The sequence below is a fragment of the Mycobacterium europaeum genome (assembly GCF_034555895.2).
GTDB lineage: Bacteria > Actinomycetota > Actinomycetes > Mycobacteriales > Mycobacteriaceae > Mycobacterium > Mycobacterium europaeum.
On record NZ_CP157315.1, the window covers coordinates 1,641,131 to 1,659,193 of the forward strand.

15 protein-coding genes are annotated in these 18,063 nt (G+C 68.2%); 12 read left to right on the top strand and 3 right to left on the bottom strand.

All coding sequences use genetic code 11. The features are described 5' to 3' along the window. The first annotated feature begins 44 nt into the window (after positions 1-44). The 3 genes from tatC to U8D42_RS07785 all read left to right on the top strand — a co-directional run bounded on the left by tatC (position 45) and on the right by U8D42_RS07785 (position 4,660). A complete protein-coding gene (gene tatC / locus U8D42_RS07775; protein WP_322860612.1) occupies positions 45-1,013 on the top strand; it encodes a twin-arginine translocase subunit TatC in 969 nt (322 codons plus the stop codon). Further along, positions 1,003-3,822, top strand: a complete 2,820-nt coding sequence (locus U8D42_RS07780; RefSeq protein ID WP_322860721.1) for a DEAD/DEAH box helicase — start codon at positions 1,003-1,005, stop codon at positions 3,820-3,822. The genes tatC and U8D42_RS07780 overlap by 11 nt, the downstream gene beginning before the upstream one ends. A 79-nt stretch (positions 3,823-3,901) precedes the next feature. Beyond that, positions 3,902-4,660 carry a DUF4333 domain-containing protein gene (locus U8D42_RS07785; RefSeq protein ID WP_085239833.1) on the top strand — a complete coding sequence of 253 codons (759 nt, stop codon included), beginning with the start codon at positions 3,902-3,904 and terminating at the stop codon, positions 4,658-4,660. A 4-nt stretch (positions 4,661-4,664) separates the two neighbouring features. Here U8D42_RS07785 and U8D42_RS07790 read toward each other — a convergent pair whose 3' ends face one another. Next, complete coding sequence (locus tag U8D42_RS07790; protein WP_348636962.1) at positions 4,665-5,585, bottom strand: 5'-3' exonuclease; 921 nt, start codon at positions 5,583-5,585, stop codon at positions 4,665-4,667. A gap of 140 nt (positions 5,586-5,725) precedes the next feature. Between U8D42_RS07790 and U8D42_RS07795 the strand changes: the two genes are divergently transcribed. From U8D42_RS07795 to U8D42_RS07815, 5 genes are all read left to right on the top strand, one after another. Continuing rightward, positions 5,726-6,853, top strand: a complete 1,128-nt coding sequence (locus U8D42_RS07795) for a M24 family metallopeptidase (RefSeq protein WP_322860614.1) — start codon at positions 5,726-5,728, stop codon at positions 6,851-6,853. Positions 6,854-6,887: 34 nt separating this feature from the next. Next, on the top strand, positions 6,888-9,170 hold the full coding sequence (locus U8D42_RS07800) for an alpha/beta hydrolase-fold protein (protein WP_322860615.1): 2,283 nt from the start codon (positions 6,888-6,890) through the stop codon (positions 9,168-9,170). A gap of 61 nt (positions 9,171-9,231) precedes the next feature. Continuing rightward, a complete protein-coding gene (locus U8D42_RS07805; protein ID WP_322860616.1) occupies positions 9,232-12,345 on the top strand; it encodes a TNT domain-containing protein in 3,114 nt (1,037 codons plus the stop codon). A gap of 32 nt (positions 12,346-12,377) precedes the next feature. Beyond that, positions 12,378-12,950 (top strand): hypothetical protein, encoded by a 573-nt coding sequence (locus U8D42_RS07810; RefSeq protein ID WP_322860617.1) that lies wholly within the window; start codon positions 12,378-12,380, stop codon positions 12,948-12,950. 28 nt (positions 12,951-12,978) lie between these two features. Next, entirely contained in the window at positions 12,979-13,242 is a 264-nt protein-coding gene (locus U8D42_RS07815) for a hypothetical protein (RefSeq protein ID WP_322860618.1), read from the top strand. A 351-nt stretch (positions 13,243-13,593) separates the two neighbouring features. Here U8D42_RS07815 and U8D42_RS07820 read toward each other — a convergent pair whose 3' ends face one another. Further along, complete coding sequence (locus U8D42_RS07820; RefSeq protein ID WP_085239840.1) at positions 13,594-14,007, bottom strand: F420-dependent biliverdin reductase; 414 nt, start codon at positions 14,005-14,007, stop codon at positions 13,594-13,596. 35 nt (positions 14,008-14,042) lie between these two features. On the opposite strand from U8D42_RS07820, the gene U8D42_RS07825 reads away from it, so the two are divergent. From U8D42_RS07825 to U8D42_RS07840, 4 genes are read left to right on the top strand one after another with little or no spacing between them, the layout of a single operon-like run. Then, positions 14,043-14,792 (top strand): SDR family NAD(P)-dependent oxidoreductase, encoded by a 750-nt coding sequence (locus tag U8D42_RS07825; RefSeq protein ID WP_322860619.1) that lies wholly within the window; start codon positions 14,043-14,045, stop codon positions 14,790-14,792. 49 nt (positions 14,793-14,841) lie between these two features. Beyond that, entirely contained in the window at positions 14,842-16,014 is a 1,173-nt protein-coding gene (cbiE, locus tag U8D42_RS07830; RefSeq protein ID WP_322860620.1) for a precorrin-6y C5,15-methyltransferase (decarboxylating) subunit CbiE, read from the top strand. Then, the gene (cobM, locus tag U8D42_RS07835) at positions 16,011-16,766 is read left to right on the top strand and encodes a precorrin-4 C(11)-methyltransferase (protein WP_322860621.1); all 756 of its coding nucleotides are present in this window, start codon (positions 16,011-16,013) and stop codon (positions 16,764-16,766) included. The genes cbiE and cobM overlap by 4 nt, the downstream gene beginning before the upstream one ends. Further along, entirely contained in the window at positions 16,766-17,491 is a 726-nt protein-coding gene (locus tag U8D42_RS07840) for a cobalt-precorrin-6A reductase (RefSeq protein WP_322860622.1), read from the top strand. Before cobM ends, U8D42_RS07840 begins: the two co-directional genes overlap by 1 nt. Here U8D42_RS07840 and sigC read toward each other — a convergent pair. Continuing rightward, positions 17,488-18,045 (bottom strand): RNA polymerase sigma factor SigC, encoded by a 558-nt coding sequence (gene sigC, locus U8D42_RS07845; RefSeq protein ID WP_244275501.1) that lies wholly within the window; start codon positions 18,043-18,045, stop codon positions 17,488-17,490. The two genes, U8D42_RS07840 and sigC, sit on opposite strands and share 4 nt — an antisense overlap. Between the last annotated feature and the right edge of the window lie 18 nt (positions 18,046-18,063).

The window sequence follows — 18,063 nt, forward strand, 5'->3', positions numbered from 1 at the left end:
CCGCCATCATCGTCGCGGTGCCCGAACGCCACTGAACGAGCGTCGTGAAAGGTTTCAAGGTTTCAGCGCGCACTGCCGGCGTGCTGAGGCGCCTCAATCCGCGTAACAGGCGCAGCCGCACCAATCCCGACGCGACGATGTCGCTCGTCGACCACCTGACCGAGCTGCGCACCCGGTTACTACTGTCGCTGGCCGCCATCCTGGTGACCACGATTTTCGGGTTCTTCTGGTACTCGCATTCGCTCTTCGGGCTGGAAAGCCTGGGCGATTGGCTGCGCCACCCCTACTGTTCGCTGCCCCAATCCGCGCGCGCCAGCATCAGCGCCGACGGACAATGCCGACTGCTGGCCACGGCGCCGTTCGACCAGTTCATGTTGCGGCTCAAGGTCGGCCTGACCGCCGGGGTCGTACTGGCGTGTCCGGTTTGGTTCTACGAGCTGTGGGCCTTCATCACGCCGGGCCTGTACCAGAAGGAGCGCCGTTTCGCGGTCGGGTTCGTGGTCCCCGCGGCGGTGCTGTTCGTCGCCGGCGCGGTGCTGGCCTACTTCGTGCTGTCCAAGGCGTTGGGCTTCTTGCTGACCGTGGGCAGCGACGTGCAGGTGACCGCGCTGTCCGGGGACCGGTACTTCGGGTTCCTGATCAACCTGTTGGTGGTCTTCGGGGTCAGCTTCGAATTCCCGTTGCTCATCGTCATGCTCAACATGACCGGGGTGCTGCCCTATGAAAAGCTCAAGTCCTGGCGGCGCGGCCTGATCTTCGCGATGTTCGTGTTCGCAGCAATTTTCACGCCCGGCTCCGACCCGTTTTCGATGACCGCCTTGGGCGTGGCGCTGTCGGTGCTCCTCGAATTCGCCATCCAGATCGCCCGCCTGCACGACCGGCGCAAGGCCAAGCGCGAGGCCCAGGCCGTCATCCCCGACGATGAGGCATCGGTCATCGAGCCGCCCACACCCCTCCAGCAGCCGGTCCCGGAGCCGTCGTTCACCGCCGGCCAGCATGACGATGTCACCTGAACCGTCAGCGCCGCAGGACGTCGCGGAGCTCGTCGAGCTGGCCCGGTTCACCGCGGAGCTGCCGTTCGCGCTGGACGGCTTCCAGCAGCGGGCGTGCGCGGCGCTGGAACGAGGGCACGGCGTGCTGGTGTGCGCGCCGACCGGCGCCGGCAAGACCGTGGTGGGCGAATTCGCCGTCCACCTGGCGCTGGCCGCGGGCGGGAAGTGCTTCTACACCACCCCGCTCAAGGCGCTGAGCAACCAGAAGCACACCGACCTGACCGCACGCTACGGCCGCGACCGGATCGGCCTGCTGACCGGTGACATGTCGGTGAACGCCGACGCGCCCGTGGTGGTGATGACCACCGAGGTGCTGCGCAACATGCTCTACGCCGATTCTCCCGCGCTGCAAGGGCTTTCCTACGTCGTGATGGACGAGGTGCATTTCCTGGCCGACCGGATGCGCGGCCCGGTCTGGGAGGAAGTGATCCTGCACCTGCCCGACGACGTGCGGGTGGTCAGTCTGTCGGCGACGGTGAGCAATGCCGAGGAATTCGGCGGCTGGATCCAGACGGTGCGGGGCGATACGACCGTGGTGGTCGACGAGCACCGGCCCGTTCCGCTGTGGCAGCACGTGCTGGTGGGGAAGCGGCTCTTCGACCTGTTCGACTACGGGAACGCGGAAGCCGGCGAGCGGCCAGGTGCCGGACGTGAGTCGCGGGTCAACCCGGACCTGGCGCGCCACATCGCGCACCGCCGGGAGGCGGACCGGATGTCGGACTGGCGTGGTCCCCGCCGGGAGGCGGGAAGGCGTGGCGGCGGCCGCGGCGCCCCCGGCCGGCCGCGTTTCTACCGGCCGCCCGGTCGGGCCGACGTGATCGCGACCCTGGACAGCGAGGGGCTGCTGCCGGCGATCACGTTCGTGTTCTCCCGCGCCGGCTGCGACGCCGCCGTCCAGCAGTGCCTGCGCTCGCCGCTCCGCCTGACCACCGAGGAGGAACGGGCGCAGATCGCCGAGGTAATCGACCACCGGTGCGGCGATCTCGCCGACGCCGACCTGGCGGTGCTCGGCTACTACGAGTGGCGGGAAGGGCTGCTGCGCGGCCTGGCGGCCCACCACGCCGGAATGTTGCCGGTATTCCGGCACACCGTCGAGGAGCTGTTCACGGCCGGTCTGGTCAAGGCCGTGTTCGCCACCGAGACGCTGGCGCTCGGCATCAACATGCCCGCCCGGACCGTGGTGCTCGAAAGGCTGGTGAAGTTCAACGGCGAGCAACACATGCCGCTGACGCCGGGGGAGTACACGCAGCTGACCGGGCGCGCCGGCCGGCGCGGCATCGACGTCGAAGGCCACGCGGTGGTGCTGTGGAACCCCGCCGAAGAGAACACCGAGCCCGCCGCGGTCGCGGGTCTGGCCTCGACCCGCACCTTCCCGCTGCGCAGTTCGTTCGCCCCGTCGTACAACATGACGATCAACCTGGTGCAGCAGATGGGTCCCGAGCAGGCGCATCGGCTGCTGGAGCAGTCGTTCGCCCAGTATCAGGCCGACCGCTCGGTCGTCGGCCTGGTCCGCGGCATCGAACGCGGCACCGCGATGCTCGCCGAGATCGCCGGCGAGCTTGGCGGCCCGAAGGCGCCCGTTCTCGACTACGCGCGGCTGCGGGCGCGCATCTCCGAGCTGGAGCGCGCGCAGTCCCGCGCGTCGCGACTGCAGCGGAGGCAGGCGGCCAGCGACGCGCTGGCCGCGCTGCGGCGCGGTGACATCATCAACATCACCCAAGGCCGGCGCGGCGGGCTGGCGGTGGTGCTGGAATCGGCCCGCGACGACGAGGATCCGCGCCCACTGGTACTCACCGAAAACCGTTGGGCGGGGCGGATTTCGACGGCCGACTACCCGGGGGTGTCGGCCCGCGTCGGCTCCATGCCGTTGCCCAAGCGGGTCGAGCACCGCCAGCCGCGGGTCCGGCGTGATTTGGCGTCGGCGCTGCGGTCGGCGGCCGCCGGGCTGACGCTTCCGGCCCGGCGCCGCAGCGGCCGCGGCGAGCACGACGGCGCGTTTCAGGACCCGGAGCTGGCGTCGTTGCGCGACGAGCTGCGTCGGCACCCGTCGCACAACAGTCCCGGCCTCGAGCCCCAGGTCCGGCAGGCCGAGCGCTACCTGCGCATCGAACGCGACAACGCGCAACTGGAGAGCAAGGTTGCCGCCGCGACGAATTCGCTGGCGCGCACGTTCGACCGCATCGTCGGCCTGCTCACCGAGCGCGGCTTCATCGAAGGCCCGGACACCGATCCCCACGTCACCGCCGACGGCCGGCTGCTGGCCCGCATCTACAGCGAGAGCGACCTGCTGGTTGCCGAATGCCTGCGCACCGGCGCGTGGGCCGACCTGAAGCCGCCCGAGCTGGCGGCGGTGGTCTCGGCGGTGCTATACGAAAGCAGGGGCGGTGAAGGCCCGGGCGCGGCGTTCGCCGCCGAAGCCCCCACTCAGCGAGTGCGGCAGGCGCTGCAGCAAACGTCGCGGCTGTCGCACGCGCTGCGCTCCGACGAGCAGACGCACCGGATCACGCTCAGCCGGGAACCCGACGACGGGTTCGTCAATGTCATCTATCGGTGGGCCAAGACCGGGGACCTGGCGGCGGCGCTGGCGGCCGCCGACCCGGGCGGCACCGGCTCGCCCCTGCTGGCGGGGGACTTCGTACGGTGGTGTCGCCAGGTTCTCGACCTGTTGGACCAGGTCCGCAATGCCGCCCCGGACGCTGACCTGCGGGCCACCGCCAAGCGCGCCATCAATGACGTTCGGCGCGGCGTCGTCGCTGTTGACGCCGGGTAGGCTGAGCCGGAGCTACCGTAGATCCCGAAACCACCACGCCGATAGTTCATGCCGAGACACAAGGGGCTGAGGAGAGACGATGAGCGGACCGCAGGGACCGGAGCAGCAGTGGCAACCGCCGGGCCAGGGTAGCGATCCTTCCTCCGAGCCCACCCAGGCCGGTTCGCCCTGGCAACAGCAGCCGGGCCAGGAAGCGACGTGGCAGACCCCCGCGTACACGCCGCCCGCCGAGTACCCGCAGTACCAGCAGCCTGCCGAGCCGGCGTACCCGCAGCAATACCCGCAGCAGCCCGGCTACGGGCAGCCCGGGCAGTACGCGCAGCCGGGCCAGTACGGGCAGCCCGGTCAGTACCCCCAACCGGGTCAGTACGGGCAGCCCGGGCAGTACCCGCAGCCGGGCCAGTATGGGCAGCCGGGTCAGTACGGCCAGCCGGGCCAATACGGGCAGCCGGGCCAGTACCCCCAGCAGTACCCGCCCTACGACCAGCAGCCGGCCAAGAAGCGGTCGACGACGGTGATCCTGGGCGTGGCCGGGGCGATCGCCTTCCTGCTCCTCGCGGTCGTCCTGGTGCTGGGCTTTTGGCAGCCCGGTTTCTTCGTGACCACCAAGCTGGACGTGAACAAGGCGCAGGCCGGTGTGCAGCAGGTGCTGTCGGATGAGACCAACGGCTACGGCGCCAAGAACGTCCAGAACGTCAAGTGCAACCACGGCCAGAATCCGACCGTCAAGAAGGGCGCCACTTTCGACTGCGACGTCAGCATCGACGGCGCCCCCAAGCATGTGACGGTGACGTTCCAGGACAACAAGGGCACCTACGAGGTGGGACGCCCGCAGTAGTCGGTTACTCCGGCAGCGCGTCGAGCGCCTTTTGCAGTCGGGCGATCGAGGACCCGACGCCCAGCGTGGTCGCCAGCTTGGCGGTGCGCTGCGGGTCCTCGGCCGCCAGCGGTAGCGCGTCGGTTGCAGTCGACAGGCTGACGGGCGCGTCGGTGGCGACCCGCACCACCCGCCCGGCGGCCTCGATGTAATCGTTGGCGCCCAGCAGTTTCGAGCGCAGACCCTTGGCCATCTTCGATTTCGGGTCCCGGGCGGCCGCCAGGATCTGTTCGAGCGACTCGTGCTGGGCCAGCAGGGTCGCCGCCGTCTTCTCGCCGACGCCCGGCACGCCGGGCAGGCCGTCGGACGGGTCGCCGCGCATCAGGGCGAACTCGGCGTAGGCAGGCCCCGCACGATGCTCGGGCACACCGTAGTGTTCGGCGACCTCCGCGGGCCCGAACAGGGTGGCTTTGGTCAGTCCGCGGCCCAGGTACAACACCCGGACCGGGACCGGGTCGTCGGACACCACCTGCAGCAGGTCACGATCCCCGCTGACCACCACCACCGGGTCACGACGCTCGCGGGCGGCCAGCGTCCCCAGCACATCGTCGGCCTCGAACCCTTCGGCGCCCGCGGTCGGGATCCCGAAGGCGTCCAGCAATCCCATGATCATGTCGATCTGCGGCGCGAGGTCGTCGGGAACCTCTTCGACGTCCGGTTCGCCCTCGGGCTCGGGCTCCGCGACGCGATGCGCCTTATAGGACGGGATGAGGTCCACCCGGAACTGCGGTCGCCAATCCAGGTCCAGGCAGACCACCAGCCGGCCGGGGCGTTGCTGGTTGATCACCACGGCCATCGAATCGATGAATCCGCGCACGGCGTTCACCGGCCGGCCGTCGGGCGCGGTGATCGAGGAAGGCACCCCGAAATACGACCGGAACCACATGCTGGCCCCGTCGAGCAGCACTAGCGGCGATCGCGAGCGCGGCGAAGCCGGGCGCTGCGGGTCGCCGCTGGTACCTGAGGGTCTGGTCATGCCGGTATCGTCTCACGCCGCCGAGCGCCGGCCGGGTTAGCCTGGCTGCCATGGAATCTCATCGGTTCGACACCGGGGTGTATGCGCGCCGGCTGAAGGCGGCCGCCGATGCGACCGCCGACGCGGGATTGTCCGGCCTGGTCATCACCCCCGGCTACGACCTGCGCTACCTCGTCGGGTCCCGCGCCCAGACGCTCGAGCGCTTCACCGCGCTGGTGTTGCCGGCGTCCGGTGACCCGACGGTGGTGGTGCCGCGGCTGGAGCTGGCCTCGCTCAAGGGGTCGGCCATCGCGGATCTGGGTCTGGCGGTGCGCGATTGGGTCGACGGGGACGACCCGTACCAATTGGTGGGCGCCGCATTGGGTAGGGCGCCCGCCGCGACCGCGGTCACCGACTCCATGCCGGCGCTGCACCTGCTGCCGCTGGTGGGTGTGCTCGGGATGCTGCCGGTCCTGGCCACCGAGGTGATGCGCAAGCTTCGGATGGTCAAGGAGGAATGCGAAACAGACGCGCTGCGCAAAGCCGGCGCGGCCATCGATCGGGTGCACGCCCGGGTCCCGGAGTTCCTTGTCCCGGGCCGGACGGAAGCCGACGTCGCCGCCGACATTGCGGAAGCGATTGTGGCCGAGGGGCATTCGGAGGTCTCGTTCATCATCGTCGGTTCCGGGCCGCACAGCGCCGACCCGCACCACGGCTACTCGGATCGCGAATTGCAGGTCGGCGACATCGTCGTCGTCGACATCGGCGGCGCCTACGAGCCCGGGTACCACTCCGACTCGACCCGTACGTACAGCATCGGCGAGCCGGATCCCGCAGTGGCACAGCAGTATTCGGTGCTGCAGCGGGCGCAGCGGGCGGCCGTGGAGGCGGTGCGCCCCGGGGTGACGGCCGAGCAGATCGACGCCGCCGCGCGCGACGTGCTGGCCCGCGCCGGGCTCGCGGAGGCTTTCGTCCACCGCACCGGTCACGGCATCGGGCTATCCGTCCATGAGGAGCCCTACATCGTCGCGGGCAACGACCTGCCGGTGGCCGCGGGCATGGCCTTCTCCATCGAGCCGGGCATCTACTTCCCGGGCCGCTGGGGCGCCCGCATCGAGGACATCGTCGTGGTCACCGACGATGGCGCGCTGGCGGTCAACAACCGTCCGCACGACCTCATCGTGGTGCCCGTGGCATAGCAGCCGGGGCTCACCGGCGCGTACGTTGGGCTTGATGTCACTTGTGGATTTGACTCTCCTTCCGATTCGCATCGCACGCCACATCGCCGACGCGCTCCTGCATCCCGCCGCGACGGCGCCCGCGCCACCGGCTGAGCTCGTCGTCGTCGACGGGATGCCCGAGGGGGTGCCACCGGCCGCGCTGCGCCCCGAGCCGCAACTCCCGGTGCCTGCGGGATGGCCGTTCGGCGAGGAGTTTCCGCGCACCTGCGGCGCGGGCCGCCTGGCCGGCGGTGCGCTGTTTTGGACCGACTTCCTCTACGACGATCACGGCGCGACGGGCCTGCCGATCGGTGATCTCAAAGTGCAGGCGCCGCCACGGGGCACCTACGTCTATCCCGACGGCCCCGCGGCCCGCAACGGCGCCGACATCTTCCGCGTCGCGATCGGGCTCACCGCGACCCACACGTGGTGGCGGGTCGACTGGAATACCTTGCTGGACGCGTCGGTCCCCATCGCGCTGTTCACCCTCGACACGGACCCCGCCCGGACCGCGCCGGACCAATGGCCCGCCGGGGCCGGGGTGCGCTCGGCCGGAATCGACATGGCCTTGCTGGTTTCGGCCAGTGGCGCCGCGCTGATCGACCTGACCACCCAGTCGAGGACGCCCGTACCGCACAGCGTCGACATGGGGTCGCGCACGTTTCTGGCGCAGGTGCCGCGCACCCTGCTGGAACCGCGTGGCACCTGGAAAGTGCGCCTGGCGGCGGGGCTGTCCAATGCGGCGGGCGACGGGTTCGCCGACGTGCCCGCCGAGCACGGCGCGCTGCCCGGGCAACCCAATGTCTACAACGTCGCATTCCGCACCAACGAGCAGGAACCGCCCCATCTGAACTTCTGGTCGGATGCCGCGCAGGCCGAGGCCCTGACCGCCGGCGACGTGTCGAGGTTCGCCGTGACGGTGGAGTGGGGGCGCCTGGCCGCCGGCGAGACCGCTCCCGAGCCGGTGATCACCGGCCCGTCGACGCGCTGGTATGTGTCCTCGATCGAGCTCGGCCAGGGCGTGGCCGCCGACGATATCTTGAGCACCAAGCCGCAGTTCCTCGGCCGGGTGCAGCCCTATTCGGTGTGTCTGCCGTCGAGTTTCAAGCCCGGCCGGAGCCTGCCGTTGACCCTGCTGCTGCATTCGCTTGCGTTGGGGCAGAGCCAGTTCGCCGCTATCGACCCCCGCCTGCTGCACCAAGTGTGCGAGGTTCGCGACTCGGTGGTGATCACGCCGCTGGCCCGAGGCCCGTCGACGTGGTACTTCGACACCGGGGAACTCGACGTGTGGGAGGTGTGGGCGCGCGTCGCCGAGCAACTGGGCACCGATCCCAATCGCACCGTGATCTCCGGTTACTCGATGGGCGGTTATGCGGCATACAAGCTGGGACTGACCTACCCGCAAGTGTTTTCGCAGGCGGTCGTGCTGGCCGGGCCGCCGACGTGCGGGGTGCGGCTGCTTCCCGACATCGACATCCCGGCCGACCTCGACCCGGACTCGCCCTGTGCCCGCGAGGGCGACACGTGGAAGCTGCTGGTGAATGCCCGCTGGTTGCCCTACGTCATCGCGCACGGGCTGGTGGACGAGCTGGTGCCGTTCCCGTCGGCCGCCGAGCAGGTGCTCGAACTCGACCGGCTGGGCTACCGGCACCGCTTCACGGTGTATCCGTTCGAGGACCACATCGCCTGGGTGTTGCAGGACAAGTTCGAGGATCCGATCGCCCACATGGAAACCGGCCTGCGGCAAGCCGATCCGGGACACATCACATTCGCGTGGCACCCGCAACTGGTGCGCGACGACTTGGGTATCGGGCCGCATCGGGTGTGGTGGTTGTCGGGCCTGGCCGCGGATCCCGCGGTGACGGCGCGGCGCGGGGCCATCGCCGAAGTCGACGCCCGGTCCTATGCGCGCCCGGATCCGACACACACCGTTCGGCATCATCGCGGGGTCATCCTGAACTTCGACCCGACCCCGGGCGTGTACAGCGAACTGGACTGGCGGGTAGGCCCGCCCGTCGGCCCGCTGCCGTATCTGACGCTGCGGCTCACCGGCGTCGCCGCGATCACGGTGGACGTCCAGCGGGCCGGACTGGCGGCGTTGCCGGCGTCGACCATCACCGTGGCCACGGACACTGCCGCGCGGATCACGCTGAGTGGGCTGCCTGCCGGGGTCAGCGTCCTACTCGACGGTCACCCGGCCGAACCGGCCCTGGCGGTGCCGGTGGGACGGCACCGCATCACGTTGGCCGCCCGGGCTGTTGATAAACGAGTTGTGGCTGCTGGTGGCGGCCGCTAGCTTGGCAAAGCCATCATTGGGTGAGTAGCTTCTGCGCGCGGTCTCGACGAGAATTTCGCGCGTGGCTCCGTTGTCCGTCGACCCCGAGGCGATGTTCGCTGCGGGTAGTGCGGTGCAGGCCGCCGGTGAGGGGTTGGCGGCGAATCTGGCGGTGCTGACCGCCGGTTTTTCGGCCAACACGGGCCACGACCTGCCCGGTGAGGTGTTCGGCCTGGGCTATCAGGATGCAGCCGGATCGCTGCTGAATGCCGCGGCGGCGGCAATCAACGCCTGCCGGCACTGCGGAGCTCGTATCCAGCAGGGTGCAGTCAACTATTCGAATGTCGAGGCGGCATCGACGCTGGGGGGTGGCGGCGGCGGGCTGCAGGCGCCGGCCGAACCGGTCAAAATGACGGCCCCCGGTCCGCCCGGCACCTTGGGCCCGGGGCCGCCGCCGCCGGCACTTTGGGAAGTGGTGCAATCTTTCGTCGACGGCCTTTGGCCGGACGGGGACGTGGCGGGAATCCATGCCGCGGCGGCTCGGTGGCGTGGCTTCGGTGCGGCGGCGAACGGAATGCGCGACGCTCTCAACGCCTCGAAGACGCTATTTGACGGCCAGCACATCCCCGAGGCCGGCAAGATTGATGAGGCTTTGTCCCAGATCGGGGACTGCATGGGGAAGCTCGGGGAGCAGTGCGGCGAGTTGGCGAGGCGCCTCGACCATTTCGCGAATGAGGTGGATCAGGCGCAAGACCATATCCGGGATCTGTTGCACCGGTTGGAATCGCTGGCCAATCCGATACACACCGCGATGTTGATTTTCGAGGGCGACGCGTTCGACGAGATCAAGAAAATCGCCCAGGACGTTAACGCCGTGCTGCACCAGCTGGGACGCGACGCCCGAGCGCTCGAGGACGGAATCAAGATAGTGATGCAGGTCGGCGACGGCCTGGTAGTGAAGTCCGAGAAGTATGTGCGCGGCGCCCTCGTGCAATTCCTGGGTGAGCGGGTGGGAAACCCCGTCGCGACCGTGTTCGACACGTGGGCCAACACGAACGAAGGTCTCCTCAAGGGCGCTGTCGGCATGGTGGAAGGCCTGGCCGACCTCAGCCCGCAATGGTTCCTGGTCGACCCGCAGGGCGCGGCGGCCACATGGTCCGGGCTTGGCAAGACCATGTGGAAGGGAAGCCTGGCCAACTCCTTTCTGCACCCCAAGGAGGCTGCAGAAACCAACCTGCAGATGCTCAAATCGCTTCTGCACGTTGAGGATTGGAGGCGGGACCGTCCCGGGTTGGGGCTGGGCGAAAACATCTTCGACGTCGGAACGCTGCTTGTTCCGGGAGCCGGCGAGGCGGGTGCGGCGGCGGATGGTGCTGGGGCGGCGGCGCGGGGCGCCGAGGCGGCCGGTCGTGCCGGTGAAGGCGCGGCCGGCGGACTACGGGGGATCGAGAGCGCTCGTGGCGCGTTGGCCGGTATCTCCAAGACGGGCGGTGACCTAGGCAAGAACCTCGAAGGCGTTACCGGGGACTTGCCCAAGATCGAAGCGCCGCCCGCTGGTGGTACGCCGGTGGGTCTGTCGTCAGGCAAGCCGCCCGAGGCGCCCGTCGAGGCAGCACCACATCCGCCCGATGCTGCGCCGGGTGCGCCCCAGAGCCCGACGCCCTCTGAGGTTCGCGAACCCGGGGCTGGAGGAGGTACGCACGAGCCGGTGGCTGCCCCTGCGGGTGCGGGTCCGCACGATCCAGTGGGGGAGCCCGCAGCAGCACCAGCGCATGCGGGTGGGGTTCCTGACTCGGTCAGTGAGCCGGCGGCCGCTCCGGCGCCGGCGTCAGCGCATCCGGTCGGCGGCCCCCACGATCCGTTGTCGGTACCGGTCGAGTCAGCTCCGGCTCCGGTGGCGGGTGGCCCCCACGATCCGGTGTCGACGCCGATCGAGTCCGCGCCGGCTCACGCGACGGGTGCGGGCGATCCCCGCGAAGCGGTATCCACGCAGGCGGAGGCTCCCGCTCCGCCTGCTGCACCCGTGGGCGGTGGTCCCCACGAACCAGGAACGATTCCCGCAGGTAGCCCCCATGATCCAGTGGAGGTGCCGTCCGGTGGCCCCCATGAATCTGCGCCCGCGCCCGTCGGTGATCTGCGGGAACCGATCCCACCCAAGGCGCCAGGATCAGCGTCGCTAGCCGTGCCTGCCCCAGCGGGCGACCGGGTACCAGCAAGCGTGGCGCAGCTCGCCGAACATTCGCCGGCGCGTGCGCCGCTGGCGGCGAGCGGACCGCCGGTTGAGGCTGGGCCGGTCGGTCGCAGCGCTCCGAGGCCTGCGTCTGTCGCCCCGCCCGCGGCGTCTGCACCGCATTTCACCGCCCCGGGTGGCCGCCCGGCGGAAATGCCTGCACCTGGCCGCGCATGGGACAGTCCGGGTGACGGTGGCCCGGCAGACGGTCAGCCTCCGCATGGGGGACAGCCGAGCGGTCCCGGCGACCGCGACCCGGCCGGCGGTAAGCCGGACGGACAACCACCGGGCGGTGGCGGCCGGCGAGGGCACCCTCACGAGGGCGATGGCGTCGGTGACCAACCACCTGGAGGGACGGATGCCAGCGGCTCAACCGGAACACCGATTCCCGAGAAGATTCCGGGCGTCGACTACTCACTGCCTGCGGCGGATGCATTGCGCTTGCTTGAGCGTCCCGGCGCCGAGATCGAACGACTCTTAAGCGGGGGCGTCCCGCAGAATTTGTTGGATGGCTACGAACCGCTAGCTGGACGGAGCCTACAAAAATTTAATGAAGAATTCACAATACAAGGCCCAAATGGCGAGGTCTGGTGGGACTGGGAAGGTCAAGCGCCTCGAAACGGGTTCGCAGGGGAACCATCAACTGGCAATTGCATTCCGACCGAAATCCGCCTCGACCGCCTAGGTTCGAACGCCGGCGGGTTCTTGTCCCCCGAGGGAGTGCCGTTGGCGGAGCGTGCAACCCCACCTGGACTGGCTACGCAGTACCACTTATTTGAAGGGACGGGGCGAGAAATTCCTCCGGGAAAAGATTGGCTTGTTCAACACGGTCCGGCCAAGGAAGCATTCGGCCAGCCGGGCGGCGGCGAACAGTGGATCGTACTCGATACGTCGACAGGAAAACCTGTTCCAGTAGACGAACTGATTCAGGCTCGACTTATAAGAGAAATAACTCCACCGACATGATATGCTTTTATGGAGATCGAAGGAGCTGGGCAGTGACGCTGGAAAAAAACGATCCAGAAATCAGAGAGCTTATTGCCCGATTCAATAAATGGAGAGAAATCTACAGTCTTGTCGGAGAGCCGCCTCCTGACGAAGCCACCTGGGAGGAGGGCAGGTTATACCTCCGTTTTGGCTACCCGCATCCGGACTGGTGGGCTTATATTCTCGGTGAAGACAGCTATGGGCTGTATTCAGTAATCCGTGGGTCGACTGAGCGAAGTAGGACTCTCACAGAATCTCCCAAAGGAAGCTTTTCTCGCCTCCGGGATGCTGGAAAGTTCCTTATTTATGAAGTTGCGGAATGGCTGCGAATTAGTCGCCGGATGGAGCCGGTTAGTTGGAGATGGGATGACGCCGGCCTTGATCCTCAAGTAGATCAAGTTGTTCATAGTGACAAAATTGTGAAATATTCGCTGCGCAGCGATTCCGATGCATATTTCATTATGGCACGCGGCGATGTGGCTTACAGTCACCTCCTTCCCCTTTCTTATGAAGAGCTGGATGCTCAGCTTATTGATGGATTTCCCGATAGCGTTGCATCGCGGCTCCGTATCGGATCGCGTTGATCGCCGAACGAGTGAGAGGAAAAGAGCGTTGAATTTCCATGACTTTCATACCTCGAGAACTGGCAGATACTCGATTGGAGTCGAGTCAAATTCAGGGCAATACTATGCATCGATTCCGGTGAGCAACGGTATAGTTGATTATGAAGAATATTATGAGCTCACGCCGAATCAATATCGTCAACTATCCTGCAACCCGAGAGCTGCAATCCAGTTCGCTGAAGAGTGCCGCAGACGTGAGCACGATAATCTACTGATCCAGGAGCCGGGCAGTAATCGAGGAACGCCTGTGTGAAGGCCTAAGCCAACCTCAACATTGCGCCAGTCAGGAGAATGACAGATACGGTGTTATGAGCAAGCAAATCGCAGGCAAGACATTCTCTACGCCAGAAGAGGCCGGTGTGACCCCGCCGACGGAAGAGGAGTTGGCCGGAGGCGAGCAAAATTTTTGATGAATTTGAGCAGAAGATAAACGCTGTTGCTCCAGAAGATCAAGTGACAGACGTATCACCGAAGTTTTGAGATGACATTTCGGGTACTGAATTTGACCCCCGCAGGAAAGACCGCTAAGCGGACGATACGGACGCTGATGACCGCGGCTGACGAGTCGACTGGTCCTCCGCCAGCGAATGCAACTGGGCGTGGCCTACGTCTCGCCCCGGTCCAGCAACCCGGACGACCCCAGCACGCGCTCCACGCGCACCTCGATGACCACCCGCCGCGGATTCGGTCGCGGGGTCCGGTAACGCTGGGCGTACCGCAACTCGGCATCGCGGACAGCGTCCACATCGGTGTTCACCTTGGACCGGCCCTCCAGCGACAACCACCGCGCGCCGTCGACCTGACTGAGCACCGCCACGCCGCCGCGGTCGGCGTTCACCGCTTTCTGCGAACCACCGGTGGTGATCACTCGCGCGATGTGTGTCTTGGGGTCGAACGTGAAACCGACCGCCACGACATGCGGTGAATTGTCGGCTCGCAGCGTGGTCAGCATGGCCAGATGCCGTTCGGACAGGAACGCCAGCGCATCGTCGGTGAGCCGGGTAGTGGTATTCGCCATCACCGCTCACGCTAGCGCAGGTCATAATCGCAGCCGTGGACGACACGGGCGCAGGCCCAGTACTGATCCTGGGCGGCCGCAGCGAGATCGGCATCGAGTTGGCGCGGCTCCTGGCGCCCGGGGCCACGGTGGTGCTGGCCGCGCGCAAGGCCGACCAACTCGACGAGCAGGTCGCCGCGGTGAAAGCCGCCGGGGCCCAAACGGTGCGCACGGTCGAGTTCGACGCCGACGACCTGGCGTCGCACGGTCCGCTGGTCGACTCGATGGTCGCCGAGCACGGACCCATCACCACGGCGGTGCTCGCGTTCGGCATCCTCGGCGACCAGGCCCGCGCCGAGGCCGACGCCGCACACGCGGTCGCGATCGTGCACACCGACTACCTCGCCCAGGTCAGCATGCTCACCCATCTGGCCGCCGCCATGCGCCAGGCCGAAAAAGGCCGACTGGTGGTGTTCTCCTCGATCGCCGGCGCGCGGGTGCGTCGCGCCAACTATGTCTACGGCTCGGCCAAGGCCGGCCTGGACGGCTTCGCGAGCGGCCTGGCCGACGCCCTGCACGGCACCGGCGTGAAACTGCTGATCGTCCGCCCGGGATTCGTGATCGGACGCATGACGCAAGGCATGGATCCCGCGCCGCTGTCCAGCACGCCCGCACAAGTGGCCGGGGCCACGGCCCGTGCGCTGGCCAAGGGCCGACGCACCGTGTGGATCCCCTGGGCGCTGGGGCCCGCCGCTGCCGTGATGCGGCTGCTGCCGCAGGTCGTGTGGCGCAGGATGCCGCGATGATCCGCGCCGGTGACGATGCAGAGCGGAGCGAGGGGGAGGAAAGGCGCTCATGATCATCGTGGTCGGCATCGGGGCCGACGGCATGGCGGGACTCGCGGAAGCCTCTCGCGATGAACTGCGAAGGGCCACAGTAATTTACGGATCCAAACGGCAGCTCGACCTGCTCGACGACACCGTGGCCGCACCGCGCCGGCAGTGGCCCTCGCCGATGCTGCCCGCGCTGCAAACCCTGCGAGACCGCCACCCCGAAGACATCCATGTGGTGGCCAGCGGCGACCCCCTCATGCACGGCATCGGGGGCACGCTGATCCGACTGTACGGCCTGGAACACGTCCGGGTGCTGCCGCACGTGTCCTCGGTGACGCTGGCGTGTGCGCGGATGGGCTGGAACGCCCACGACACCGAGGTGATCAGCCTCGTCACCGCGCCACTGCACACCGCGGTGCGCCGCGGCGGTCAAGCGATCGTGCTGTCGAGAAACGGCGCCACGCCGCAAGAGCTCGCCGCACTGCTGCAAGACCACGGCCGCGGCGACTCTGAGATGAGCATCCTCGAAAACCTCGGTGGCCCAACCGAACGGCGCCGGGAGAGCACGGCACGCCAATGGGCGCGGGACGCGCCCGAACACGTCGACGACCTCAACGTCATCGCCATCCGCTACCTGCCCGAGGAACGGCTGTCGCCGCTGCCCGACGACGCGTTCCGTCATGACGGACAGATCACCAAGCGCGGCATCCGCGCGGTGACGCTGGCGGCGCTGGCGCCACGCCCGGGCGAGCGGCTGTGGGACGTCGGCGCGGGCTCCGGCAGCGTCAGCGTCGAGTGGTGCTTGAGTGGAACCGGTTGCAGCGCAGCCGCATTCGAGCGCGACGAACGACGCCGCGGCAACATCGCCTTCAACGCCGCGGCCTGCGGTGTGGGCATCGACGTCCACGGCGACGCCCCGGGCGCGTTCGGCGGCCTCGAGCCACCGTCAGCGGTCTTCATCGGCGGCGGACTCACCCAACCCGGCCTGCTCGACGCGTGCCTCGCCAGCCTGCCGACGGGCGGCCGCCTCGTTGTCAACGCGGTCACCGCGGAATCCGAAGCGCTGCTGGCACAATCGCATTCGCGTCTCGGGGGCCACCTGCGACGGTTCCAGCACTACCACGGCGAGCCGCTCGGTGGCTTCACCGGATGGCGCCCGCAGATGCCGGTCACCCAGTGGTCGGTGACGAAATGACGGTGTACTTCATCGGCGCGGGCCCGGGCGCCGCCGACCTGATCACGGTCCGCGGCCAGCGGCTCCTCGAAACGTGCCCGGTGTGCCTGTACGCGGGATCGATCATGCCCGACGACCTGCTGGCGCTCTGCCCGTCCGGGGCGAACGTCATCGACACCGGCCCGCTGACACTCGAGCAGATCATCACCGAAATCGCGGACGCCGACGCCGCCGGCCACGACGTCGCGCGCCTGCATTCCGGTGACCCGTCGCTCTACAGCGCGCTCGCCGAACAATGCCGCCGGCTCGACACGCTGGGCATCGACTACGAAATCGTGCCCGGCGTACCGTCTTTCGCCGCGGCGGCGGCCGCGCTCAAGCGCGAGCTCACGGTCCCCGGTGTCGCGCAGACGGTGACGCTGACCCGGGTCGCCACGCTGTCGACGGCCATGCCGCCCGGGGAAGACCTGGGCACCCTCGCCCGCTCCGGCGCCACGCTGGTCCTGCACCTGGCCGCGGCGCAGATCGATGCCATCGTGCCGCAACTTCTCGAAGGCGGCTATCGGCCCGAAACACCCGCCGCCGTCGTGGCTTTCGCGAGTTGGCCACAACAGGTGGTGCTGCGGGGAACGCTCGCCGACATCGCTGCGCAGACGCACCGGGCCGGCATCACCAAGACGGCGGTGATCATCGTCGGCGACGTGCTGGCCGCCGAGGGATTCACCGACAGCTACCTGTATTCGGCTGGGCGGACGCGGGGGAGCGGGCACTGATGCGCGTGCTGCTGCTCGGCGGCACCGCCGAAGGTCGCGCGCTGGCGACAAACCTCTACCCGCACGTCGACATCGTCAGCTCCCTGGCGGGCCGGGTGCGCGACCCCGCGCTGCCGGTCGGCCCGGTACGCATCGGCGGCTTCGGCGGCGTCGAGGGTCTCCAGCGCTGGCTGCTCGAGGAAGGCATCGACGCCGTCATCGACGCGACCCATCCGTTCGCGGCGACCATGACCGCACACGCCGCGCGGGCGTGCGCCGAGTTACGGATCCCGCACCTGGTGCTGGCCCGCCCGGCGTGGGAGCCTGGCGATGCGATCGTCGTCGAATCCGACACCCAGGCGGCCGAAACCGTTGCAAAGGAAGGCTTCTCGCGGGTGTTCCTCACCACCGGACGTTCGGGGACGAGGGCCTTCGCGGGCAGCAACGCGTGGTTTTTGATCCGAGCCGTCACCGAACCCGATCCCGCGTCGCTGCCCCACCGTCACCAGCTGCTGCTATCCCGCGGCCCGTACCACTACGACGGCGAGGTCGCCGTGCTGCGGGAGCACCGCATCGACGCCTTGGTCACCAAGAACAGCGGAGGAAACATGACGCGGGCGAAAGTGGACGCCGCGGCGGCATTGAGCGTTCCGGTGGTGATGGTGGCCCGGCCGCCGCTGCCGGCCGGGGTGAGCGTGGTGGGCAGCGTCGAGCAAGCCGTCGAATGGCTGACGGGACTGAATTAGCCGGTCAGGTCGTCGCGCTCGGCGTCGGCGGCCAGCAGCGCGTCGCGGGCGCGTGCCACCCGGGATCGGATCGTGCCCACCGGGCAGCCGCACACCGCTGCTGCGTCGGCATAGGACAGCCCGAGCAACTGGGTGAGCAACAAGGCTTCTCGTTGCTCGGCGGTGAGGTTCGCGATCATCGTGGTGACCTCGACCAGGTCTTCGAAACCGCGTGCGTGACGATCGCCGCGCAGAACGAGCTCCGGGTCGGCGCCGAGGGCGGCGCGGGGCCGCGACCGAACGTGGCGGATGTGATCGGCCACGACGCGGCGCGCGATGGAAAGCAGCCAGGTCCGGGCGCTCGAGCGCCCGGAGAACCGCTCGATGGCGCCGATCGCGCGCAAGAACGTCTCTTGGGTCAGGTCGTCGGCACTGCCCGCGTCCGACAGATATGCCACGAACCGCCACACGTCTTGCTGGGTGGCTTTGATGAAAGCCTCGAGCGCCCTGTCGTTCCCGCGCGCGGCTGCCAATGCGAGCTCGGTAACGGCCTCGTCATCGCTGGGCGCGATCATGGCGAACCACCTTTGTCT